This is a genomic window from Sorangium sp. So ce406, assembly GCF_051474675.1.
GTDB classification, from domain to species: Bacteria; Myxococcota_A; Polyangia; order Polyangiales; family Polyangiaceae; genus Sorangium; species Sorangium cellulosum_G.
Genome location: NZ_CP150340.1, coordinates 6,586,371 through 6,608,858, shown reverse-complemented (window position 1 = coordinate 6,608,858; position 22,488 = coordinate 6,586,371). Strand labels below are relative to the sequence as shown.

Below are 22,488 nucleotides of genomic sequence, written 5' to 3'. Positions count from 1 at the left end.
CAGGGAGAGACCGCACACCGGACTCCATACTTGGACCAGCGAACGCAGGAAAGCCCGATCTCGAGCGCAAACTCGATAAGTCGTGCGCATTCCGGTCACGTCGACGGGATTATCAATTCTCGTGCGTGATGCGCAGTGAGCGAGATTCTCGCGCTGGTCGACGGAATGATCCGTTGACGGGGCCGAGGCCTCCGCGCAGCGCTTGTGCGTCCGCGGCGGAGATCCATCCCGCGCGGCCGGGAGGCGGCTATGCCTGCGATCGCTCGAGCGCGTCCACGGCGTCCAGCGCCGGCTGGATCTGCGCGCGCTCCTCGTCGGAGAGCGGCGCCTCGCCGATCGCGGCGCGCAGGGCGCGGGCGCGCTCCGCTTCGCCCAGGACGACGGCGAGCTCGAGCCGGGCCGCGAGGGCGCGCGCGCGCTCGAGCGGGGCGGCCGGCGCTTCCCTGGCGAGCGCCACGTCGAGCACCTTGGCGGCCGCGGCGTCGTCGTTCCTGAAGTCGCGCAGCCGCGCCGCCGCGCGCAGCGCCTTGCCGAGGTGGGAATCGGACCGCGACCCGGCGGCGCCCTCATCGTAGTCGTCCGGCGCGCCCTGCTTGATGAAGATGACCGAGTTGCCGGCCACGTCGACCACCGTGAAGCGACTCTGCCCCTTCTTCATCCGCGAGATCCGGGGCAGCCCGGCGACAGGCAGCTTGCCGTACGCCTTCCGCAGCCCCTCCGCGAAGGTCTCGTGGAGGGGCTCGACCTCGGGGACGAGCACCAGGCACGTGGTGTACGCCTGCCTGGGGTCCAGCTTCTTGATCCCCATGAAGTGCAGGTGGATATCGCCGCGGCGCGTGGCCGCGTACACGTTCGGCGCCGTCTGCTGGTGGGTGACCTCGAACCCGAGGGCGCCATAGAAGGCCAGGGTCTCGGGCAGCGACACGCAGGGAAGCACGGGAATCGTCATCTCGCCGCTCATGAGAACAACACCCCTTTCGGTCGGGCTTGCGGTCTCTGGTCAATCCGGGCGCGCCTGGCCGCGGAAGCGGCGGAAGAACGAGCGCACGTCGCCGATGAACAGGTCGGGCTCCTCCATGGCCGCGAAGGTGCCGCCGCGCTCGAGCTCCGACCAGTGCACGATGTTGTTGTCGCGGGCGGCGAACCTGCGAATGGGCGCGATGATGTCCCGCGGGAACACCGCGACGCCGGTCGGCACGGTCGCGGGCCTCACGTCGACGGCGAGATCGGCCTCGTCCGGCGTGTCCGGCGTCTCCACGAACGAGCGGGCCGACGAGGCGGCGGTGTTGGTGAGCCAGTACAGCATCACGTTGGTGAGGAGGCGATCGCGGTCGATGGCGTCCTCGGGGGTGTCCTTGCAGTCGGTCCACTCCTTGAGCACCCCGACGATCCAGGCGAGCTGGCCGATCGGCGAATCCGAGAGGCCGTACGCCAGCGTCTGGGGCCGGGTCGACTGGATCTTCTTGTAGCCGTAGAGCTCCCGCATGTAGTAGTCGGCCTTCCCGAGCCGGGCCTGCTCGATGTCCGTGAGCCCGACGAGCTCTTCGGGGTCTCCGGACGGCCACGAGACAAGCCCGTTCGTGTGCACGCCGATCACGCGGTCTGGGGCGACGATCCCGACCTCGCGCGAGATCCACGTGCCCCAGTCGCCGCCCTGGGCGCCGAAACGTGGGTAGTCGAGCCGGCGCATGAGCTCGGCCCAGGCGACGGCGATCCGGCGCGCGCCCCACCCGGCCTCGCGGGTCGGCCCGGAGAGGCCGTATCCGGGGAGCGAGGGGATGACCAGGTGGAACGCGTCCGCCGGATCGCCGCCGTGGGCGCGAGGATCGGTGAGCGGGCCGATGACGTCGAGGTACTCCACCACGGAGCTCGGCCAGCCGTGCGTCACGATCAGCGGCAGCGCGCCGGGCTCGCGCGAGCGCACGTGGAGGAAATGGATGTTCTGGCCGTCGATCGTCGTCGTGAACTGCGGGAGCTCGTTCAGCCGCGCCTCGTGCCGGCGCCAGTCGTAGGCGGTGCGCCAGTGGTCGGCGAGGTCCTTCAGGTACGCGAGCGGGACGCCGTACGACCAGTCCGTCGACGGCAGCGAGGGCAGCGCGTCGGGCCAGCGCGTGCGGGCGAGGCGGTCGCGCAGGTCGTCGAGCGCGGCCTGCGGCGTGTCGATGCGGAACGGCCGGATGTCGCTGTCGAGGGGGACGGGCAGGTTCATCCGTACGAAGTAACGTACGATGTACGGTTTGTCAACCGCGGGGTCGGATGACGCGAGGAGGTCGTGGCGGGGAGCGCAGGGGAAGCGCGGGCCGCGCGCGGTAGGGCGCCGCCGTGGACGGCGACGGAGCGCTCGCCTGGAGGGGCGAGCACGTCGCCGCCTCGGGCGCGCTGTCGCCTGTCAGACCTGCAACCAGAAATCTCAGGATCGAAAGGCGTCGGGGGCAACCTTAGGGCTAACCCCATGAAGTGAGCCGGGCTGGACCTTGGCCCGTCTCCTGCTAATCAGGGTGGACAGAGCGCCTGTGACGGCTTCCCCCCCCGCCGTCGAACGGGCGCTCTGTTTTTTTGTGCCCTTCGGGCGCGGTGCGCCGCGCGGAGGCGCTCCGGCACGGGCCAGTACCTCGGGTGAGAAATCCTGCCAGGGCTCTCTCCGCGCGCGGAGAGAGAATTCAACGCAAAGACGCCAAGGCGCAAAGACGCAAAAAGGCAAAAGGGCAAAAAGGCACCTATCCCCTCTCCTTTGCGCCTTTGCGCCTTTGCGCCTTTGCGCCTTTGCGCCTTTGCGCCTTTGCGCCTTTGCGCCTTTGCGCCTTTGCGCCTTTGCGCCTTTGCGCCTTTGCGCCTTTGCGCCTTTGCGCCTTTGCGCCTTTGCGCCTTTGCGCCTTTGCGCCTTTGCGCCTTTGCGCCTTTGCGCCTTTGCGTTGAAATCTCTCCGCGGATCGCTGGCCGGACTCCTGGTGCGTGGAACCAGCCGTGAGCGCGTGGTCTCGCGCCGCGCCCGGATGGCCTCGGTATACAGGCGCGCGCGCCCGTGCGGACGTTCGCGGCAGGCGAGCGTCTCGCGCCGCCGCGCGGGCGATCTCGGCGCGGCCACGCGGATGTCCTCGGCGGCACCACGGGCGCGCCGCGTCGCCCTGGCTTTCGCCGGGCGGTCGGATTTGCTAACTCCGGGGCGCCCGTGCGTCCGTTCCTCGTCCCCGGCGGCGCATCAGCGACATCCGCGTGAGATCCCCCAGCGCACCCCTCGCCATCGCGCTCGCCATCGTCGCCAGCCTCCGCGCGGGCGAGGCGCGCTCCCAGCCTGCACCCCGCCCGACCGACGCGGCGCCGTCGTCGCCTGACGCCGCCCCGCCGTCGCCGGCCGCGCCCCCCGGCGACCCGCCCCCGGCCGAGCCACCGGCGCCCGCTGTCCCCGCCGAGGCGCCCGCGGCGCCGGCCGGGATCGAGGTGACCGTCGAGGGCAACCGGGCCCCGGCGGGGTCCGTCTCGCTCTCGCGGCGCGACATCCGCGAGCTGCCCGGCGCGCTCGGCGACCCCTACCGCGCCATCGAGGTGCAGCCGGGCGTGACCACCATCGCGAGCGGCATGCCGTACTACTACATCCGCGGCGCGCCCCCGGGGAACATCGGCTACTTCTTCAACGGCATCCAGGTCCCGCTCCTGTTCCACGTGGGCGCCGGCCCGAGCGTCATCCCCGCCTCCATGGTCCAGCGCGTCGAGATGCACCTCGGCCCGTACCCCGCGGACATCGGGCGGCTCGCGGGCGCGGCGATCGAGGCCGAGAGCGCGCCGCCGTCCGACGTCTGGCGCGGGGAGGGGAGCCTCCGGTTCGTCGACCTCGGCGGCGTCGTGGAAGGCCCCATGGACAGGGACACCCACGTCCTCGTCGGCGGCCACTACGCCGCCGGCGCCGCGCTCGCCTCCGCGCTCGTGCCGAGCGTCGACGTGGGCTACGCCGACTACCAGGCCCGCATCGTCAACCGGCTCGGGCCCGAGGAGCGCTTCACCGTCCTCGCGTTCGGCGCGTACGACTACCTCGCCAGCATCGACGAGGACGCCGGCGACGAGGGGCGGAACGTCCTCCTCGACAGCGACTTCCACCGCCTCGACCTGCGCTACGACCGCGACGAAGCCGCCTCCGGCGCGCGCGTGCGCGCCGCGCTCACCTTCGGCCTCGACCAGTCGCGCGGGGTCGGCGTGGAGAGCGCGCGGGCCTGGAAGCTCAACGCGCGGCTGAGCCTGGCCAGGCCCCTCCTCGGCGGGCGCGCGCTCCTGCGCGCCGGCATCGACGCCGCCGTCGACCGCTACGACGTGACGCCGCGCCCGAGCGCGGCGGACGGCGAGCCCGACGGGGCGGACGGCGAGCCCGACGACGTCCCCGCCGAGGGGACGGCCCAGCTCGACGAGAGCTTCCCCGAGCTCTTCCGCAGCCGGCTCGACCTCGCGCTCGGCGCGTGGGCCGACGCGCTCCTCGTGCTCGACGAGCGGTCGACCATCACGCCCGGCGTGCGCGTCGACCACTACACCTCCCTCGGCGCGACAGCGGTCGCCGTGGACCCGAGGATCGTGGGCCGGTTCGGGATCGGCGAGCACGTGCGGCTCATCCCGGCGTTCGGGCTCGCCTCGCAGCTCCCCGGCCTCGCCCCGCTGCCGGCGCTCCAGATCGGCGGCATCCCGGGCGGCCTCCAGCGCAGCCTGCAGTCGAGCTTCGGCGTCGAGGCGAACGCCGGTCCTGTCAATTTCAGCGCCACGGTATTCCGACAGGTGACGATCGGCCTGAGCGACCCGATCGGCACCGGCCGCGGCACGAACCTCAGCACGGAGCGCTTCCTCGCGCGCAGCCTCGGCGACACCTACGGCCTCGAGCTCGGCGCGCGCGGCGCGCTCCGCCGCGACATGTTCTTCCTCGCGTCGTACACGCTGTCGCGCTCCACGCGCACGCGGGAGCAGCGGACGATCCCCTCCGCCTACGACAGGACGCACGTCGCGCACGTCGCGCTGCTCTACGACCTCGGCAAGGGCTGGCGCGGCGGCATCCGCCACGTCTTCTACACCGGCTTCCCGGCCGACGAGATCACCCCGGGCCGGCCCGCGCGCGAGCACCCGGACCGCATCCAGCCGTTCTACCGGCTCGACATGCGCCTGTCGAAGCGCTGGGCCCTGAGCGAGCGCAGCTACCTCGGCCTCGTGTTCGACCTGCAGAACGCGACGCTCACGAAGGAGGTGTTCGACGTGAGCTGCGACGACCGCGGGTGCACCCCGCAGACGATCGGGCCCGTCACGATGCCGGGGCTCGCGATCGAGGGCGGGTTCTGAGGCGGGGCGCCGCGCGGCTCGTCAGCCGTGCGCCTCGCTCAGCCGCTGCATCTGCTCCTCGCCGAGGACGAGATCGAGCGAGCCCAGGTTCTCTTTCATCTGCTCGGTCGTGCTGGCGGCGATGATCGACGCCATCGCGGGCTTTCCCTGGCGCAGCCACGCCAGGACGACCTGGTTGCGCGTGCTGCCCGTCTCCCGCGCGACGGTGTCCAGGGCGCGCAGGCGCGCGTCCGTGTCGGCGCCGACGAACTTCTCGGGGAGGGGGCGATCCGCGCGGGTGTAGGCGCCGAGGAGCAGTGGAGAGAACGCCACGACCGTGAAATCCTGGTTCATGGCGCAGTAGTCGAGGAGCTCGTCGTTCACGTTGACCTGGAACGTGAAGCCGGCCTCCGGGACCTCGATCCCACCGGTGCCTGGCCGCGGCCGCAGGTAGGAGTGCCACTGCTGCACGCAGCGGTACGGCGACCACCCGTTGATCCGGCTGAGGGTCCTGGCCTCGGCGATGCGCCAGGCCGTCATGTTGCTGCAGCCGATGTGCCGGACCTTGCCCTGTCTCACGAGCCGATCCAGCGCCTCCAGCGTCTCTTCGAGCGGCACGGTCCGCTGATCGACGTGCGCGTAGTACAGATCGATGACGTCCGTGCCGAGGCGGGACAGGCTGTCTTCCACCCCGCGGGCGATGACCTTCGCCGTCAGTCCTTCGGCGGACGCGAGCCCTGCTCCGGGGACGGTCGGCCTGGCGCCGACCTTCGTGGCGAGGAAGATCTCGCCGCGGTTTCTGCGCTCCTTCATCCAGCGCCCGAGGAGGGATTCGCTCTCCCCGCCGAGCCCGCCGCTCACCCAGAAAGCATAGTTGTTGGACGTGTCCAGGAAGCGGCCGCCTCGCTCGTAATACTGGTCGAGGAGCGCGTACGAGGTCTCCTGGTCCGTCTTCGTCCCGAAATACATGCAGCCCAGACAGAGCGCGCTGACCCGCGTGCCGATGCCTGCAAAGTCGATGGTCTGCATCTCCCGAAACCTCCCGAGCTTCAGTCCGTGTCGCGCGGCGACGCCGCGGCGCATCCTAGCCCGACAAGGCCAACGTCGGTCCCGAGAACGGCGACGCCGCGCCGAGCCAGGACCGGCCGACCCAAGGGACGGCCGCCGCGGGGTTGATGTCCCGACGCGGGCACGACGCTGAGGAGCAGGGGAGGCGTTGCATGAGGATGCGGATGGAGGGGTGGGAGCTGGGCTTGCCGTTCGCGCTGGTGGGCGCCGCCGCGCACGGGAATCGTCCCCGCACGGGCGAGCGCCGGCCGAATCTCCTCTGATCGACCGAGGGGCGCGGCGCCTCTCGCGTCCCCTCGGGCCCGCGCCGGCGCCGGGCGAGCGCCCGGGCCGGCGGCTCACCGGTGGAGCACCTCGAAGAGCTGCTCCAGCATGCGGTAGGTCAGCCCCCAGACGACCCGCTCGTCCACGCGCAGGCAGGGCAGGTGGACGACGTTCCCCTCGTGCGTGTACGCGTAGGTCGACGCGCACTCGCCGCGCGCCAGCGGCCCGAGCGGCGTCCAGAGCGCCTCGGCGACCTCGTCGCTCAGGGTGAGCTCCGGCGTGGAGCCCAGCGCGAAGACGAACGGGGAGATGACCAGCCCGACGCGCCGCCCGCGCACGACCGCGGGGAGATCCGGCAGGCGGGCGAGCAGGGCGCCGTGCGCCGCAAGGTCGATCCCGACCTCCTCGCGCGTCTCGCGGATCGCCGTGTCGAGCAGGCTCGAGTCCGCCGCGTCGCGCCGCCCGCCCGGGAGCGCCATGTGGCCCGACCACGGGTCGCGCGGGTGCTCGGCCCGGCGGATCAGGAGGAGCTCGGCCTCGCCGGGATCCCGGTCGCCCATGGGCTCCCGCGCCGTCCCCGGCGCCCCGGCCGGCGCCCGCAGGATCGCGGCGACGGCGGCCTGGCGCTCCTGCGTGAGCGCGTCGAGCGCGGCCTCGCGCCCGGCGAGCCGGGCCACGATCGCGGCGAGGTCGTAAGAGGGGAGCACGGCGTCGAGGATAGCATAGGAGCTACCGGCACTTACGTGCCGAGCTCTGCGGGCGGGGGGCCTCCGGCGATGGGCGCGGGAGGAGGCGGACGGCGCGCGACGCGCGCGGTAGGTGACGGGCGACGGTCGACGAGGCGCTACCGCTGGCGCTGCTCCGCGGCGACGCTGTCCCACAGGTCGCAGAGGTCCTTCCTCAGCCCGGATTGCACGGAGATGGTCATGTCGAGGACGAGGTGCTCGTCCGCCTCCGCGTCGTATTTCGGCCACGCCACGGCGTCGCCGCCGTTCGGATCGCCGCTCTCCGCGTGGCGCGACCAGTACCCCCCGATCGCGCGCGACAGCTCGAGCTCCTCCTCCGTGAGCGGGGCGGGCAGGAGCGTCCCCGGGGTGCCGAACACATACCGGATCTCGGCCGAATGGAAGGCCCCGAGGTCGCCGAACAGCGAGTCCTCGGGCGCGTGGGTGAAGTGGTAAAGGTACGTGTCCACGCCGGCCTCCGCGATCGCGCGCGCCGCCCGCCGCGTCGGGCACACGAAGAAATAGTCGCCCAGGGCCGCGGTCGCCGCCGCCAGCGGCGAGCCAAACGTGTCGCTCGGGTAGCCGGCCACCACATCCTCGCCGCGGCCGGGGGCGAGGTGCTCGGCGAACGCCAGGAAGGCGGCGTCGTCGTCGATCGTCGTGCCGCCCGCCGCGACGAACACGGTGCCCTCGTCGGCGTTGCTGCCGAGGATCGTCGGCACCTTCTCGAAGCTCCCCGCCTCGAGGAGCTTGCCCGGCGTGTCAGGGAGGTTCCAGCCGTCGATGACCGGGAACCAGCGCGGGCCCTCGCCGAGGAGGATGTCGGCGGCCGGCGGCAGCGCGGTCGTGACCTCCTCGGCCGACTTCTCGCGCAGGCAGTCGAGCACGGCGGGCGCGTCGCTGCAGCCGAGCGCCTCGACGAGCGTCTCCCCCTGCGCGACGGCCGTCCCCTCGTCCAGGAGGACATCGCACGGCCCGCTCTCGATGATCGCCCGCTGGAACAGGCCCTCGCTCTCCGGCGACACCAGGTGTGCGCAGATGCTGATGCCGCCGGCGGACTCGCCGAAGACGGTGACCTTGCCCGGATCGCCGCTGAACGCGCCGATGTTGGCCTTGACCCACTCGAGCGCGGCGCGCTGGTCCTCGAGGCCGTAGTTGCCCGTCGAGGGGTGATCGGGCTCCTCCGCTTTGAGCTCCGAGAGGGCCAGGAACCCGAGCGGGCCGAGGCGGTAATTGAAGGTGACCACCACCGAGCCGGTGGTCTCGGACAGGCGCTGGCCGTCGTACTCGGGCAGGCCGCCGCTCCCGACCTCGAAGGCGCCGCCGTAGATCCACACGAGGACGGGCAGGGACGAGGACGCCGGGCGCTCGGGCGTCCAGACGTTCACGGTGAGGCAATCCTCGCTCGAGTTCGGGTCGAAGTCCGGCGTGAGCATCATCGACTGCGCGCACGCGGGGCCGAGCTCGGTCGCCTCCAGCGTCTCGGTCCACCCCTCGTGCGGCGCGGGCGGCTTCCAGCGCAGCTCCCCGACCGGCGGCGCAGCGAACGGGATGCCGAGGAAGGTGCGCGTCGAGCCGACGAGCGCGCCCTCCACAGGACCCTTGTCGGTCTGGACGAGCAGGGAAGCAGCCTCGTCGCTGCCGCCGGCGCCGCCGCCACCGCCGTCACCGCCGCCACCGCCGTCACCGACGGCGCCGCCGCTGCCGCCGGCGCCGCCGCTGCCGGCCGGGGCGAGCTCCTCCGAGCCGCAGGCCGCGGCGAGCAGGCCAAGAAGAAGGGTGCACGACAGCGAGAATCGAATAGGCATGATCGTCTCCGTGAGATTCAAGTCGAGGGTGCGGGATTCCGGGGTGGCCAGCGGAGCGTCGACCCGGGCGAGCACGGCGCGCTCGCTGCGGATCCAGCGAGCGCGGCGCCGGGGAGCGCGGCAGCGAGGACGCGAGATGGGGTAGAGGGCGCCGCCGGCCGGCGGCGTGGTGCGCCGTGCATCCGCCGATTGAACCACGGAGCGCGCGGTGAATAGCACCGGATTTCTTCGCGAGGACGGGAGCGCGGGGCGGCGCCGAGCGACGCGCGACGCGCGCCAGGGTCAGCCGCCCTGCAGGCGCTTCGCGGCGGCCTGCGCGACGCTCGCGACGAGGCGCCGCAGCTCGGCCGCGTCCACGGGCTTGGTCAGGTGGTGGTCGAACCCCGCCTCCCGGGCCTGCCGCCGGTCGTCCTCGGTCCCCCAGCCGGTGAGCGCCACGAGGACGAGCCCGGCGAAGCCCGGCTCCGCCCGCAGCCGCCGGGCCACCTCGTACCCGCTCATGCCCGGCAGGCCGATGTCCAGGAACACGACGTCCGCGCCGAGCTCCCGCGCCGCCGTCAGCGCCTCGGGGCCGGTGTGCACCGCCCGGGTGCGATGCCCGGACATCCGGAGGAGCATGGCCAGGCTCTCCGCCCCGTCGACGTTGTCGTCCACGACGAGGATCCGGAGCGCGGTCGCGGCGTCGCGCCCCGCCGGCCCCGGCGACGAGCGCCTCGACGCGGGCTCCTCGGCCGCGGCGAGCGGGAGCCGGACGGCGAACGTCGACCCGCGACCAGGACCGTCGCTCTCGGCGTCGACCGTCCCGCCGTGCAGCTCGACCAGCCGCCGGACCAGGGTCAGCCCGATCCCAAGGCCGCCCTGGGCCCTGTCGATCGACCGGACCACCTGGGTGAACATGTCGAACACCTTCGGCAGCATGTCGGCCGGGATGCCGACCCCGTTGTCCGCCACCCGGACGACAACGCCGGCCCCCTCGCGCTGGGCGGCGAGCCGGATGACGCCGGCCCGGGGCGTGTACTTGGCCGCGTTGTTGAGCAGGTTCGCGAACACCTGGGCGAGCCGGGTCGGATCCGCGTCCAGCAGCAGCGGCTCCGCCGGGAGCCGGACAGCGAGCTCGTGCGCGGCCGCCTCGATCAGCGGCCGGCTCGTCTCCAGGGCGCTGTTCAGGACCGACCGGAGATCGACCCGCTCCCGCCGCAGCTCGACCTTGCCGCGGGTGATCCGGGACACGTCGAGCAGGTCGTCGACCATCCGGACCATGTGCCCGACCTGCCGCTCCATCATGTCGAGGATCTTCCGGGCCTGCTCCCCGCTCCCGGCGACCTGGAGGATCTCGAGGCCCGTCCGGATGGGGGCGAGCGGATTGCGCAGCTCGTGGGCGAGGGTCGCGAGGAACTCGTCCTTCCGCCGGTCCTGGTCGCGCAGCTGGTCGTACAGCCGCGCGTTCTCGATCGCGACGGACGCGATGTGGGCGAGCTGGACGAGGATCGCCTCGTCGCTCTCGGTGAACTCCCCGTCGTGCTTGTCGGTGAGCTGGATGAGGCCGAGGTTCTCCCCGCTCCGGCCGATGAACGGCGCGGCCAGCGAGCCCCGCACCGGCCCCGACGTCGATGCGGCGCTCGGCGCCTGCGGCCCGTCGTCCCCGGAGGCAAGGCTGGCGGTCGCCTGGCGGGCGCCGATGAGGCTTCGGGCCTGCTCCGTGATCCCCTGGAGCACGCTGTCCAGGGACCCGGACGCGTGGATGGTGAGCGCGGCGTCGGCCACCCGCCGGAGGAGCCGGCCCTGCTCCCGCTCCCGATCGAGCAGCTTCGCGAGCCGCTCTTCATCGCGCTTGCGGTCGGTGACGTCGACCGTCACCCCGTCGAACCGGCGAGGCGCGCCGTCCGGCGCGTAGGCGGTCCCGCCCAGGGCCCGGATCCACTTGAGCGCCCCGGTGGCCGGATCGACCGTCCGGTAGTCCACGTCGTACGGGATCCGCTCGCGGATCGACGTCTCGATGGCCCGCCGCGTCGGCTCCCTGTCGTCGGGGTGCAGGCGGTTGTAAAATGTATGTATGCTTACATTGATACTGCTGGGGAGCCAGAAATGGTCCTTCACCCGGTCGTCCCAGATCAGCGTGTCGAACGGCAGGTCGCAGTACCAGAAGCCGACCCCGGACAGCCGGACCGCGTAGTCGAGCCGCTCGTCGCGCTCCCGCACCGCGCGGGCCACGCGGGCGCGCTCGATGGCCTCCCAGCAGCGGCCCACGACGAGCCGGACGAGCGCCACCTCGTCGGGCGTCCAGCGCCGCGGCGTCTTCTGGTGGACGGCCATCGCGGCGGTGAACTTGCCGGACTTGTGCAGCGGGACGCAGATGACCGCCTGGATCCTCGTCGCGCGGTAGGCCGTGAGGTCCTGTCCGGCCCGCGGGTCGGCGTCGACGTCGTCCATCACGTACGCGTCGTTCGCGAACATGCACCGGACCAGCTCGGGCCCGAAATCGGCGACCGTCCACCGGCCGACGATGCTCGGGACGCCCCGCGTGTAGTCGCCCGTGATGACGTAGACGCGCTCGTCCTCGACCTCGGCGTAGGCGCACCGGTCCGCCCCGAGGTGCTCGGCGAGCATGCGCGCCGCGACGGCCATGACCTCGTCGGGGTCGGAGAGCGGCTGGGTGGCGGCGGCGAGGTTGGCCAGGAACCGATGCCGGCCCTCGCTCTCGCGGAGCGCCTCGGCCGCGCGCCACCCGTCCCGCGCCCGGGCGAGGGCCTGGACGGCGCTGGAGGCGAACCGCGACAGGCTGGAGATGAGCCGGGCGTCCTCGGCGTCGAACTTCCGCTCCTCGTTGTGGGCGAGGACCCAGACCGTGCCGATCGGCGTGTCGTTGTCGTGGAACGGGACGGTCAGCGCCTCGACGACCGCCGGCTCGACGTCGTCGTCCGACAGGAAGTGGCGGGCGGGGCGATGAAAGAGGAGCGCCGTGTTGCGGTCGAGGACGGTGCCGCAGAGGCTCGGGCTCCGTGGCATCACGCCGCCGAGGTGGTGCGCCAACGCCCCGGCGATGGCGCGCCACCGGAACACCTGCCCGCCCTCCCCGTCGTCCTCGAGCACGCTGATGCCCGCCGAGCCGGCGCGGCAGAGATCGAGGAGCAGCGACGCCAGCCTCGGGAGGACGTCCTCGAGGGGCCCGGCCATCGCCGTGGCGAGGGCGAGCAGGGCCCGGTTCTCGGCCGCGTGGTCGGGCAGCCGGGGCGGGCGGCGCGCCAGCTCCTCGGTCCGCAGCACCCCCTCCAGTCCGACCGCTTCCGGCTCGGCCGCCTCCCCTGCGGGTGATCGATCCCGGAGGTCGAAGGGGGGCGGCTGCGCGTGCATACCTCGTCGGAACCTTGCGGACTCGAAGGGGGCCCAGGGTACTGGACCCGTCGGCCCAGCGCAAAGCGCGGCCTGAATCTGTGTGGGCAAGTGTGGGGGCGCTCGGGGGACGGGCCGTATCGTCCAGGGATGACAGGGGCTCTTCGCTCGGCGCGGCTCGACTGTCCAGCCGGTGTTCTTCGCCTTGTCGCTCGCGCGTGTTGCGCGCTCGACTCGAGCGGATGTCGCATCCCGAAGCCCGCATGCACGCCAGCGGCAGGAGGAGGCAGACTCGACAGCGCAGAGAGAAGGGGAGCGCGGCTCCACGCGACAGGCGGTTGGGATAGACTACGTGGGTCGCCATGCTGGAGATCCTGCGCAATGCTCATTACGTCGTCATCGTCAACCCGGCGATGAAGCTCGCGAGGATCACGCGCAGCGCGGTGCCGTCCGAGTCTGTTGCGCAGTTCGAGGAGGGGTGGATGGAGGTGAGCCGCGCGCTCGACCGGGTCGGCCGCGACGGGCTGTCCCTGCTCGTGGACCTGCGCTCGGCGGTGGGGAGGAACGATCCCGCGTTCGAGGCGGCGATGCAGCGGTTCCGGCCCATCGTGATGAGGGGATTCCGGCGCGTCGCCATCCTCGTGCGGACGCCCGCGGGGGCATTGCAGATCCACCGCCATTTCCGGGAAGACGGGGTCGATCGGATGATCGGCAGCGACGAGGCGCGGCTGCTCGAGTACCTCTCCGAGGCGCCGCCGCGCAGCCGCTGAGGGGATCGAGGTGGCGGGAGGCCGGTGCTCCGCGCGCAGCGGCGCAGGCGGCGCCACCCTGCGGCTCGGGGCGCGAGGATGCTGTTCAGCCTGTCAGGCGCGCGCCGCGCGACGCGGGCCTGTGCTAGCTTCGCGCCGTGGCAAGGCGAGACGTCTGGGAGGAGATCTACCGCCGCTTCGACCCTGTCGAGCCCGTGAAGGACCCTGCCTGGCGCGCGCCCCGGCCCCATACGCCGGTCGACCGCATCGTTCGGCGCCTCGACCTGCCTTTCGCTGACCCGCGCATCCTCCTGGCCGGTACGGTGGGTACGGGCAAGTCGACCGAGCTGCTTCGCCTCAGGGAGGCGCGGGAGAGCAAGGAGTTCGTCCTCCTGCTCGATCTGCACCGGCACTTCGCGTGGATGGGGGACGGCGAGGCGATCCAGCGCGTCGCGTCCTGGGAGGTCATCTTCCTCGTGGGGTTGTCCGTGCTCGGCGCGGCGCGGGAGATCCTGCCGTACGAGGTGCCGCCGCAGCACATCGAGGACCTCAAGCAGGCCTGGGAGCAGGTCGCCGAGGCCACCGACACGCCGAGGACGACCGAGATCGACCTGGGGAAGGTGGCCTCGGGCATGATCACCGCTGCGGGCTCGGTGCTGGTGCCGGCGCTCGGGTTGACGGGCGGCGCCGCGGCGGGCGTGGCAGCCGGGGTGGGTGCGACCAAGGCGATCGCGGAGGGCATCCGCCGCATGGTGCCCATCGGACGCAGCGGACGTACGCTGCCCGATCAGGACGAGGCCATGCAGACGCTGCTCGGGGCGGTCAACGTCCTCGTCGGCCACATGCAGCAGCACCACCGGCGCGTCTTGTTGCTCATCGACGGCCTCGACCGCATCCGCGATGAGGAACGCGCGCTCGGCCTCTTCCTGCGTTCCGAGCTGCTCAGCCAGATCGCCTGTCCCACCATCATCTGTGCTCCCTTCGCGCTGCGGAGCGCGCCTGTCGGCGCGGCGATCCCGCGCTTCGATACGGTCGTGCTCGCGAACGAGCCCGTGCTGGACAAGGCCCATCCGGAGCGTCTGGGCCCGGGAGTGCCCTTCTTCGTCGAGATGTACCGCCGGAGGACACAGGATCTGCCGGCGCCCGAAGCGATCGGGCAGGACTCGCTGGAGCGCCTGGCCTACGTGTCGGGCGGCCGCGCGCGGGACTTCGTCAAGCTGGTGCGCGGCGTGGCCGAGCGCGCCTGGACAGCCGACATCACCACGGCCACCACGGAGGTCGTGGAGGACGCCGTGGACGAGGCGCGGCGCGACCGTGAGCGCGGTCTGGACGTGGGTCACCTCGGCGTGCTGCGCGCGGTGATGGCCGATGCGCAGCGGCAACTCCCCGACGATGCCCGCGCACGACAGCTCCTCGATTGGGGGCATCTGCTTCCGTATCCCAACGAGTCCGAATGGTACTACCCGCATCCGCTGCTCACGCTGCACCTCCTGCGGGCGCCTGGCTCGCCCGGCTGAGCCTCATCCTGCGCCTCGCGGGGCGCGGGGTGATCGTGCTCATGGATCGAGCGCGCCCCGAGCGGCTGGGCGAGCTCGTGCGCCATTTGATCCGTGAGCGGCCGGACGTCGATGTCCTGACCGAGGCGCCGGCGCTCGCATCGGTGCCGGAGGAGAGCACCGTCGTCCTCTGCGTGCGCGCGGCGGACGCCGCGTGGCTCAACCAGGAGCGGCCCGTGGTGCAGCAGCGGGCGCTGCGCCTCGTGCTGTTCAGCGATGAGCAGACGACGCTGCATCTCTCGCGCTGTGCGGTGGACTTCTACGACTGGATATCGCATCGCATCGACTGTCCGGAAGGGCCGCCTGCCTTCGCCGTGCGCGCCCTGCGGCGCGCGGCGTGCGCGCGGGAGCCGGCCGTCGGGTGGTATGGGGGAGACATCGAGGAGAGCTTCGCGCGGGCCCTGCCGGGCCGGAGGATCGTGCGGGTCTCGGCCGCGCAGCCGTACGCCGCGCTGGTCGAGGCGCTCCGGCCGAAGCCGAGGACGTGGGTGGCGGTGGAGGATCTCGAGACATCCGGTCGGCTACGGCGCGCGCGCTGGGCCGCGGCGGAAGCCGGGCGCAGGGGGCGGCTCTTGCTGATCGAACCGGCGCATCGCCCTTCAGCGCTGCCGCGCGTGGAGGCACGGGCGCTCGCCCTGGAAGACGGTGCGGCACGCCTGCGCGCGGCGGGCGTTGAGCGCTGCGTGTGGCTGGCGGCGCTGCTCGAGCTGGCGCCGGATGCTATCGACGATGCTGCGAAGCTGGCGCGCGCGGGCATGTCTGAGGCAGAGCTCGTTTCGACCGCACTCCGAGAAGATGACCCTGGTGGCGCACTCGCGCGTCGCGCGTGCGAGGCAGGGGTAGAGGGCGTACCTGCAACGGGCACTGGCCGCGACGAACACGGCCGAGAAGGCGAGCGACGTCTTCAATTGCCTGACTGGGCCGGACGGATCGAGCTGGCGCACCAGCATGCCGATTCGGAAGTCGCTGCTCACTGGGCTGCGGGCTGGATGGCGGCGACGGGCGGTAGCTCGAGGGCGACAGCCGCCCTGGCTCGCATGTGCGTGTTTTCGGACGAGCTCAGCAAGGCCCGCGCGCTGCTTGATCAAGCTCGCGCGCGAACGGAAGCCGGCACCGACGACGAGACGCGCTTCGAGCTGTTGCGGGCGGAGGGGCTCATCCTATCCTACGAAGGGCATTCCGGCGTGGCGATACGGGTACTGCTTGATGCCTTGAAACTGGGGCGGCAGCTCGGACGTTCGCTCGGGGAGCTGGGCGAGCTCTACGATGCCTCAGTGCGGGCCTTTATTGAAGCGGGACGTCTCAAGGACGCGCAACGACTGCTTGATGAGTGGACAGGGCTGCTACGGCGTGCGTACGTCGATGTCCCACTGGATATATTGCTGGTTCGGTCAACCGCAGAGCTCCTGCTGGCGAGAGGCGACACCCACGGCGCGTCCAAGGTCCTGGAATCGGTGCTAGGGCGGCTGCCCGATCACGAACACCCCAGCGTTGGTGTGTTCGAGCAGAGCCTCGCTCAGGCATGGATCGAGCAGCGACGCTTCCGCGAGGCGGAGCGTCTTCTGCGCAGAGCGATCGAACGCCTCCAGCGTCTTGGTCGTCCGACCCTTTTCCTTCGTCATGAGCACGGCCGCACGCTCCTGGAGCTGGGCCGCTTTCAAGAAGCCGAGCAGGTGCTCCGCAGAGCGCTTTCGGAAGTTCCCGAGACAAAGCTGGCAGCTCCGATGCGTCATGAGCTCGCGCGCTGCATCGAGGCGCAGGGCCGGTTTGCCGAAGCCGAGGCGCTGCTCGATGAGACCCTGGCCGAGCTGCGACGGGACGGCGCCGCGCACGGCGCGCAGTACGCTGCATCTCTCTACGAGAAGGCGCGTATCCGTCGGCTCCTAGGTGACCTCGTAACAGCCGAATCACTGCTGCGTGAGGTGCTTCGCGTCGAGGAACGCGCCTTCGGTCGTACGCACCCGGCGCTCCTGTCGACGCTCTCGGAGCTTGGCGGGGCGCTGATCGAGCTCGGGAAGCCGCGCGAGGCGGAGCCGCTGCTTCGCCGTGCCATGCATCTGGCCGAGCAGAGGGGTGATCGAGCGGCCCTTTCAGCAGAGCTAGCGCAGCTCGCCCGCGCTCAGGCCGCTCGGGGGTTCGCCCATGCTCGCGATACGGCCCGCCGCGCCCTTGACGTGTTGAGCACAGCGGACGCCGAACTCGCACCGGCGCTCCTTCGCGAGGTGGAACTGATCGCGTCGGGCGCGCTGCCACACACGCCGAGCCGCTCGCGTCCGAGTCGATAGCCGGAGACAATGGGCGGAATTTTGCAAGTGCATTTGTCGGCCGAGGAAAGCTCGCGGCCCGCCGGGGACTCGAGATCGAAGGTCGCTCACCCGCAACAAGCGTGCGCTACGGGTCTTCCTTGCCGGGCCCAGGCGCGAGCCACTTCGTCATGAGCCGGCGCTCGTGGTCAGCGAAGCCGCGGCGGCGGTACCACGCGTACGTCTCTGCCTTGTCCGGCTCGACCTCCAGGTGGAGGGCGCGCACGCCCGCCTCGCGACAGCCCTGCTCCGCGCGGTCGAGCAGCCGCGCCGCGTGGCCGCGCCCGCGCGCCTCGGGCCGGACGTACAGCTCGTCGACGAACGCGTCCCGCCCGTGGAACTCGAGCGAGAAGCCGAATCCGACGGCGCAATAGCCGGCCACCTCGCCCCCGGCGACCACGACCCACACGCCCCCGAGCGAACGATCCGCGACGAGGGCGCTCAGCGCCGCGAGCGCGCGATCCGGGGAGAAGGGGTATTCGTCCTCGGCGTAGTAGGCCCGCATGAGCGCGTGGACCTCGGCGACGTCGGCGCCCGCGGCGCGACGGATCTCGATGGACGTGGGGGAGAATCGCATGGCCGCCTCCTGCGCAGCGCCGCGCGCTCGTCCCTCCCGCGGGCCCGCGCTGCGCCTTCACGGACTCCGCTCTTCACGGGCGCCGTTCGATGATAGCCTCTCGCCGGGATGCGCGCTCTCTCCCGGCCTCTCCTGGCGCTGCTCTCGGTCCTCTCCGCCGCCGGCTGCGCGGCGTCGCAGCGGCCGGCGCCGCGCGCAGAGCCGCCGCCCCCGCCTCCGCTGACAATGACCGACGTGCGCGCCCTCTTCGGCGAGGTCTCCGCGGCGCGCGGCCTCCCGGAGCGGGCGCTCGTGCCGGTCGCGCTGCTCGACGCGCCGAGCTTCGCCGCGGCCCTGCAGCGCCGCATCACCGGAGCGCCCTCGCAGGAGGAGATCGAGCGGCGCGCCGGCTTCCTGCTCGCCTTCAACCTCGTCCAGCAGGTCGGCCCCGGCGCGCGGCGCCCGAGCTCGATGCGCGAGGTCCTCGAGGAGCAGGTCTCCGCGTTTTACGACGGCGATATCGGCCATATCGTCGTGCGCGCCGCGCCCGCGCGCACCGCGCAGGACGCGCGAGAGCAGCGGGCCGTGCTGGCCCACGAGTTCCAGCACGCGCTCCAGGCGCAGAACTTCGGGCTGCCCGACCTCGGCGCCCTCCCCGGCGAGGAGCGCCGCCTCGCGCAGCTCGCCGTGATCGAGGGGGACGCGACGCTCACCATGATGGCCTACCTGTCCGCCGACGCCGGCGCCCCGCTCGGCCGGACGCTGCGCCGGGCCGCGGAGCTCTCGCGCCAGCTCTCCCTGGACGCGCTGCCCCACCGCGAGGGCAACGCGGCCCTGCGCGCCGCGCTGCCGATCGCCCGGGAGCGGCTGCTGTTCCCGTACGCCGCCGGCGCGGCCTTCGTCGCCGACATCTACCGCGCGGGCGGGTTTCCGCTGGTCAACCACCTCTACGCGCGCCCGCCGGCGTCGACAGAGCAGGTGCTCCACCCGCAGAAATACCTCGACGGGGAGCCGATCGTGCCGGTGCGCGCGCCCGAGGCGCCGCCCGGCTACCGGACGCTCGGGAGCGAACCGCTGGGCGAGCTGCAGACCCGGGTGGTCCTGGAGCGCTGCGCGCCGGCGGCCGAGGCGCGGATCGCCTCGGAGGGGTGGGGCGGCGACGCGTTCAGCGTGATCGGCGACGGGGCGCAGGGCGTCGCGCTCCTGTGGAGCACGGCGTGGGACACCGAGCGCGACGCCGAGGAGTTCGAGGCCGCGCTCCGCAAGGATCCGGGCTGCTGGCGCGGCCTCCGCCTGGGCGAGGGGCCGAGCGCGCGCGCGGTGGACGGCGCGTTCGTGGTGCTGCGCGAAGGAGCGCGGGTCGCCTTCGTCCGCGGGCTCCCGGAGCCGCTCGCGACCGCGACAGCGCGGAGCCTCCTCACGCTCCCCGGCGCGCCCCCGCCGCCGTCGCCCGTGGGCGCGTTCCAGGTCCCGCCGAGGTCCCCGCCGCCCGCGCCGTGGCGGGGCTTCGTGCAGGGCGCCCAGTACCGGAGCGACTGGCTGGGCGTCTGGGCGCTCCTCCCCGCCGGCGTCCCCGCCACGACGACCGACGAGGATCTGGAGCTCCGGCTCGGCCGCACGGACATCCTCGTGCGGAGCGGGCTCGTCGTGTCCGACCGCGTGGCGACCCCCAGGCTCGTCGAGAAGCTGTTTCGCGACGTCGCGACCGGCTTCGCCAAAGCCGCCGGCGAGCGCCCGCTCGTGGCGGTGAGCGGCGGGAGCGTGGCGCACCCGCTCGGGCCGGCGATCGAGCGCACGTGGGAGGTCGCCGGGACCAGGGTCGCGCTCCGCGCGGTCGTGGTGCCCGTGTGCGGCGGGACCGGCTCGTATGTCTTTCTCCAGACCTGGGCAGACCCTTATGCCCGCTCGGTGCTCGACGGGTGGCTCCACTCGTTCCGGTGGCTGTCGCCGGGGAGACCGCCTGTGTGCGAGGCGCTGGATCCGCGCTGATCGGCCGACAGCTCGCCGGTGAGCACCGTCAGCGCGACCTTGATCGCGATCGTGAGCACCATGAACCCGGCGGCCCAGATGCCGGCCGTGATCTTCCACTCGGCCATGGAGGGCACGTACTCGACGAGCTCGTGCAGCGTGCTCGGCACGAAGCCGGGGATGATGAGCCCCATGCCCTTCTCGATCCAGACGCCGGCGAACGCGGCGACGCAGGCGACGTCGAGCCAGGCCCTGCTCCTGCGGCTCGCCGGCAGGTGCAGGATCACCGCGGAGGCCACGTTGAGCGCCACGGCCGACCAGATCCAGGGCACGAGCGCGCGCTTGCCGTGCAGGCCGAAGAACAGGTAGCTCACCGCGGCGCCGTGCGTGCCGCCGGTGTAGAGCGACGTGAAGAGCTCCGAGCCCAGCATGAACAGGTTGAGCAGCACGGTCACGCGGAGCACCGAGGTGAGCGTGCGGATCGGCCCGTCGCCCACGCGGAACCGGGTCAGCCGGGCGACGAGCTGGAGCAGCAGGATCACGAAGGCGGGGCCCGTGATGAAGGCCGAGGCGATGAAGCGGGGGGCGAGCAGCGCCGAGTTCCAGAACGGCCGGCCGCCGAGGCCCGAGTAGAGGAACGCCGTCACCGTGTGGATCGAGACAGCCCAGCCGATCGACAGGAACACGAACGGCAGATACCACTTCTTGTCCGGCTTCTTGCCGAGGTACCGCGTGTAGATGAGGTAACCCGAGATGTGCAGGTTGATGAACAGGTAGCCGTTGAGGACGATGACGTCCCACGTCAGCATCGAGATGGGCCAGTTGAACCGCCCGATCCCGGGCAGGATGTGCCAGAACCTGTCGGGCCGCCCCATGTCGGCCACGATGAACAGGAGACAGACCACGATGGCGGCGATCGCGAGCAGCTCGCCCAGGATCACGACGTCGTGCATCTCGTGGTCGTCGTAGAGGTACGCCGGGATCACCATCATCACGGCGCCCGCCGCGAGCCCCACGCCGAAGGTGAAGTTCGCGATGTAAAGGCCCCACGAGACGTGGTCGCTCATGCCGGTGACCTGCATGCCCTCGGCGAGCTGGTGCGCCCAGGCGTTCGCGCCGACGAGCGCGATCGCCGTGAGCACGGTCATCCAGAGGTAGAAGCGCCACGAGCCCTCGAAGCTCTGGCCGATGACCCGGAGCAGGAAGCGCGGGTAGGTGATGGCGTGCGTGTCCTTGCGCATCGTGGCTCCGCTCGCTCAGACGTCGAAGAAGTAGAAGAAGCGCGGCCGCGTGCCGAGCTCCTCCTTGAGGACGAAGATGCGCTTGTTCTCGAGCACCCAGCGGATCTCGCTGTTCGGATCCAGGAGGTTGCCGAAGACGCGCGCGCCCGTGGGGCAGGCCTCGAGACACGCGGGCATCCGGCCCTCGCGCGTCCGGTGGAGGCAGAAGGTGCACTTTTCCACCACGCCTTGCGGTCGGATTCGGTTCGACAGGTAGCCCTGGTCCGGGTTGATCTCGTCGGCCGGTATCTCGGGTTTCGTCCAGTTGAAGCGCCGCGCGTGGTAGGGGCAGGCGGCCTCGCAGTAGCGGCAGCCGATGCACCAGTTGTAATCGACGGCGACGATGCCGTCGGGCTCCTTCCATGTCGCCTGGACGGGGCAGACCTTCACGCACGGCGGGTTGTCGCACTGCTGGCACTGCACCGGGAGGTAGTACTTGCCCTTCGCGGGGACGGCGTGCTCGTACGTCGCGTTTCCCTTCTCCATGTCGAAGCTGCCCTGCTCCATCTCGAGCACGCGGATGTAGGAGTTGTTCGTGCGCCGATCGTGGTTGTTCTCCACGTGGCACGCCTCGGCGCACTTGCGGCAGCCGATGCACACGCTCAGGCTGAGCGCGTAGCCGAACTGCACCCCTTCCTGCGGGCGGACGTCGCGGATGGTGACCTCGCGGCCATACTCCTCCTGCGTCTGCTGCTCGAGGCGACGGATGACGTCGCCGAGCTCGTCCCGGGTGAGCTCCTTGTAATGGCGCTGAAGGAAGTCATCGAGCGAGAGATCCTTGCTCCACGCGCGCAGCGGCTCCATCGCGTACGCGAACGCGGAGGCGCCGAGCGTGCCTCCGAGCACCTTGAGCGCGACGCGCCTCGACGGCTGGGTCATCGGTGGGCTCCTTCTCCGGTTCCGGTGGCGTGGTCCCCCACGAAGCGGTCGCGCGGGGGGAGGACGGGCGTCGAGGGCTGGAATGCCGGCACGTGAGGATCGTGGCAGTCGACGCAGTGGTTGCGCATCCGCGCGCCGCCCGCGTAGCTGCCGCTCATGCCGCCGTGCGCCCCCTTCGCGTAATCGCGGAGCTGCGGGCCATGGCATTGCGCGCAGAGCTGCATGGCGTCGCGCATCGGGAGGATCGTGCCGTCGGCCTTGCGCAGCGTGTCCTGGTCGCCGATCACATGGCACGAGGCGCAGCTCAGCCCGCCGTGCTCGAACCTCAGCCCGACGTGGAACTCGTCGAGCTCCGACGTCGAGGCCGGCAGCGCCTCCGGCCGGCGCAGCGAGTGGCACGTGACGCACGCCGCGCGGATCGGCCGTCCGAGGGAGTCCCGCTTGTCGCTGGGGACGCCGGAGAGCTTGTCAGGAAGGTGGATGGCCGCGGAGGCGACCGGCGTCGCGTCGAGCGCGGGGCGCAGCTCCAGCGGCTGGTCGCGATCCTTGCAGCCGGCCACGTGGGCCAGACACAGGAGGCCCAGAATCGCGGCGGCCCCGGGTCGATGAAGAGAGGAGTGCACGTCGCCGCCCGCATCGCACGCCACGTGCCACCGCGCGAGTCCAGGGCGGCGCCGCGACCATCGTCCCGGGCGGAGTGCAGGGCGCGCGCGGGG

General features: G+C 71.9%; 15 protein-coding genes. 5 read left to right on the top strand and 10 right to left on the bottom strand.

Annotation, left to right across the window (positions count from 1 at the left end):
- Positions 1-247: 247 nt before the first annotated feature.
- Positions 248-949: a hypothetical protein gene (locus WME96_RS24315; RefSeq protein WP_437283975.1), complete on the bottom strand. Its 702-nt coding sequence runs from the start codon at positions 947-949 to the stop codon at positions 248-250.
- Positions 950-1,000: 51 nt separating this feature from the next.
- Positions 1,001-2,209, bottom strand: a complete 1,209-nt coding sequence (locus WME96_RS24310) for an epoxide hydrolase family protein (protein WP_437283974.1) — start codon at positions 2,207-2,209, stop codon at positions 1,001-1,003.
- Positions 2,210-3,213: 1,004 nt separating this feature from the next.
- Between WME96_RS24310 and WME96_RS24305 the strand changes: the two genes are divergently transcribed.
- A complete protein-coding gene (locus WME96_RS24305) occupies positions 3,214-5,307 on the top strand; it encodes a TonB-dependent receptor plug domain-containing protein (RefSeq protein ID WP_437283973.1) in 2,094 nt (697 codons plus the stop codon).
- 21 nt (positions 5,308-5,328) lie between these two features.
- Here the strand turns inward: WME96_RS24305 and WME96_RS24300 are convergent, their stop codons facing one another.
- The 4 genes from WME96_RS24300 to WME96_RS24285 all read right to left on the bottom strand — a co-directional run bounded on the left by WME96_RS24300 (position 5,329) and on the right by WME96_RS24285 (position 12,502).
- Positions 5,329-6,315: an aldo/keto reductase gene (locus WME96_RS24300; protein ID WP_437283972.1), complete on the bottom strand. Its 987-nt coding sequence runs from the start codon at positions 6,313-6,315 to the stop codon at positions 5,329-5,331.
- 377 nt (positions 6,316-6,692) lie between these two features.
- Positions 6,693-7,325, bottom strand: coding sequence for an NUDIX hydrolase (locus WME96_RS24295; protein WP_437283971.1), 633 nt, complete (start codon positions 7,323-7,325; stop codon positions 6,693-6,695).
- A gap of 137 nt (positions 7,326-7,462) precedes the next feature.
- Positions 7,463-9,151 carry a carboxylesterase/lipase family protein gene (locus WME96_RS24290; protein WP_437283970.1) on the bottom strand — a complete coding sequence of 563 codons (1,689 nt, stop codon included), beginning with the start codon at positions 9,149-9,151 and terminating at the stop codon, positions 7,463-7,465.
- 282 nt (positions 9,152-9,433) lie between these two features.
- Entirely contained in the window at positions 9,434-12,502 is a 3,069-nt protein-coding gene (locus WME96_RS24285; protein ID WP_437283969.1) for an ATP-binding protein, read from the bottom strand.
- A gap of 341 nt (positions 12,503-12,843) precedes the next feature.
- Here WME96_RS24285 and WME96_RS24280 point away from each other — a divergent pair, with 341 nt between their 5' ends.
- The 3 genes from WME96_RS24280 (at position 12,844) to WME96_RS24270 (ending at position 17,071) form a co-directional block, all read left to right on the top strand.
- On the top strand, positions 12,844-13,251 hold the full coding sequence (locus WME96_RS24280; protein WP_437283968.1) for a hypothetical protein: 408 nt from the start codon (positions 12,844-12,846) through the stop codon (positions 13,249-13,251).
- Positions 13,252-13,388: 137 nt separating this feature from the next.
- Positions 13,389-14,747 carry a hypothetical protein gene (locus tag WME96_RS24275; protein WP_437283967.1) on the top strand — a complete coding sequence of 453 codons (1,359 nt, stop codon included), beginning with the start codon at positions 13,389-13,391 and terminating at the stop codon, positions 14,745-14,747.
- The gene (locus WME96_RS24270; protein ID WP_437283966.1) at positions 14,684-17,071 is read left to right on the top strand and encodes a tetratricopeptide repeat protein; all 2,388 of its coding nucleotides are present in this window, start codon (positions 14,684-14,686) and stop codon (positions 17,069-17,071) included. Before WME96_RS24275 ends, WME96_RS24270 begins: the two co-directional genes overlap by 64 nt.
- A 106-nt stretch (positions 17,072-17,177) precedes the next feature.
- On the opposite strand, the gene WME96_RS24265 is transcribed toward WME96_RS24270, so the two are convergent.
- Positions 17,178-17,666, bottom strand: coding sequence for a GNAT family N-acetyltransferase (locus WME96_RS24265; protein ID WP_437283965.1), 489 nt, complete (start codon positions 17,664-17,666; stop codon positions 17,178-17,180).
- 108 nt (positions 17,667-17,774) lie between these two features.
- On the opposite strand from WME96_RS24265, the gene WME96_RS24260 reads away from it, so the two are divergent.
- Complete coding sequence (locus tag WME96_RS24260) at positions 17,775-19,634, top strand: hypothetical protein (protein WP_437283964.1); 1,860 nt, start codon at positions 17,775-17,777, stop codon at positions 19,632-19,634.
- Here the strand turns inward: WME96_RS24260 and dsrP are convergent.
- From dsrP to WME96_RS24245, 3 genes are read right to left on the bottom strand one after another with little or no spacing between them, the layout of a single operon-like run.
- Entirely contained in the window at positions 19,541-20,854 is a 1,314-nt protein-coding gene (gene dsrP, locus WME96_RS24255) for a sulfate reduction electron transfer complex DsrMKJOP subunit DsrP (RefSeq protein WP_437283963.1), read from the bottom strand. The two genes, WME96_RS24260 and dsrP, sit on opposite strands and share 94 nt — an antisense overlap.
- A 15-nt stretch (positions 20,855-20,869) precedes the next feature.
- Positions 20,870-21,772 (bottom strand): 4Fe-4S dicluster domain-containing protein, encoded by a 903-nt coding sequence (locus WME96_RS24250; RefSeq protein ID WP_437283962.1) that lies wholly within the window; start codon positions 21,770-21,772, stop codon positions 20,870-20,872.
- Complete coding sequence (locus WME96_RS24245) at positions 21,769-22,419, bottom strand: hypothetical protein (protein WP_437283961.1); 651 nt, start codon at positions 22,417-22,419, stop codon at positions 21,769-21,771. The genes WME96_RS24250 and WME96_RS24245 overlap by 4 nt, the downstream gene beginning before the upstream one ends.
- Positions 22,420-22,488 lie beyond the last annotated feature (69 nt).

Bases quoted from the DNA above. Each gene is read 5' to 3' on its own strand.
- WME96_RS24315 (WP_437283975.1), bottom strand. From the start codon at position 949: ATGACGATTCCCGTGCTTCCCTGCGTGTCGCTGCCCGAGACCCTGGCC.
- WME96_RS24310 (WP_437283974.1), bottom strand. From the start codon at position 2,209: ATGAACCTGCCCGTCCCCCTCGACAGCGACATCCGGCCGTTCCGCATC.
- WME96_RS24300 (WP_437283972.1), bottom strand. From the start codon at position 6,315: ATGCAGACCATCGACTTTGCAGGCATCGGCACGCGGGTCAGCGCGCTC.
- WME96_RS24290 (WP_437283970.1), bottom strand. From the start codon at position 9,151: ATGCCTATTCGATTCTCGCTGTCGTGCACCCTTCTTCTTGGCCTGCTC.
- WME96_RS24285 (WP_437283969.1), bottom strand. From the start codon at position 12,502: ATGCACGCGCAGCCGCCCCCCTTCGACCTCCGGGATCGATCACCCGCA.
- WME96_RS24280 (WP_437283968.1), top strand. From the start codon at position 12,844: ATGCTGGAGATCCTGCGCAATGCTCATTACGTCGTCATCGTCAACCCG.
- WME96_RS24270 (WP_437283966.1), top strand. From the start codon at position 14,684: ATGGTACTACCCGCATCCGCTGCTCACGCTGCACCTCCTGCGGGCGCC.
- WME96_RS24265 (WP_437283965.1), bottom strand. From the start codon at position 17,666: ATGCGATTCTCCCCCACGTCCATCGAGATCCGTCGCGCCGCGGGCGCC.
- WME96_RS24260 (WP_437283964.1), top strand. From the start codon at position 17,775: ATGCGCGCTCTCTCCCGGCCTCTCCTGGCGCTGCTCTCGGTCCTCTCC.
- dsrP (WP_437283963.1), bottom strand. From the start codon at position 20,854: ATGCGCAAGGACACGCACGCCATCACCTACCCGCGCTTCCTGCTCCGG.
- WME96_RS24250 (WP_437283962.1), bottom strand. From the start codon at position 21,772: ATGACCCAGCCGTCGAGGCGCGTCGCGCTCAAGGTGCTCGGAGGCACG.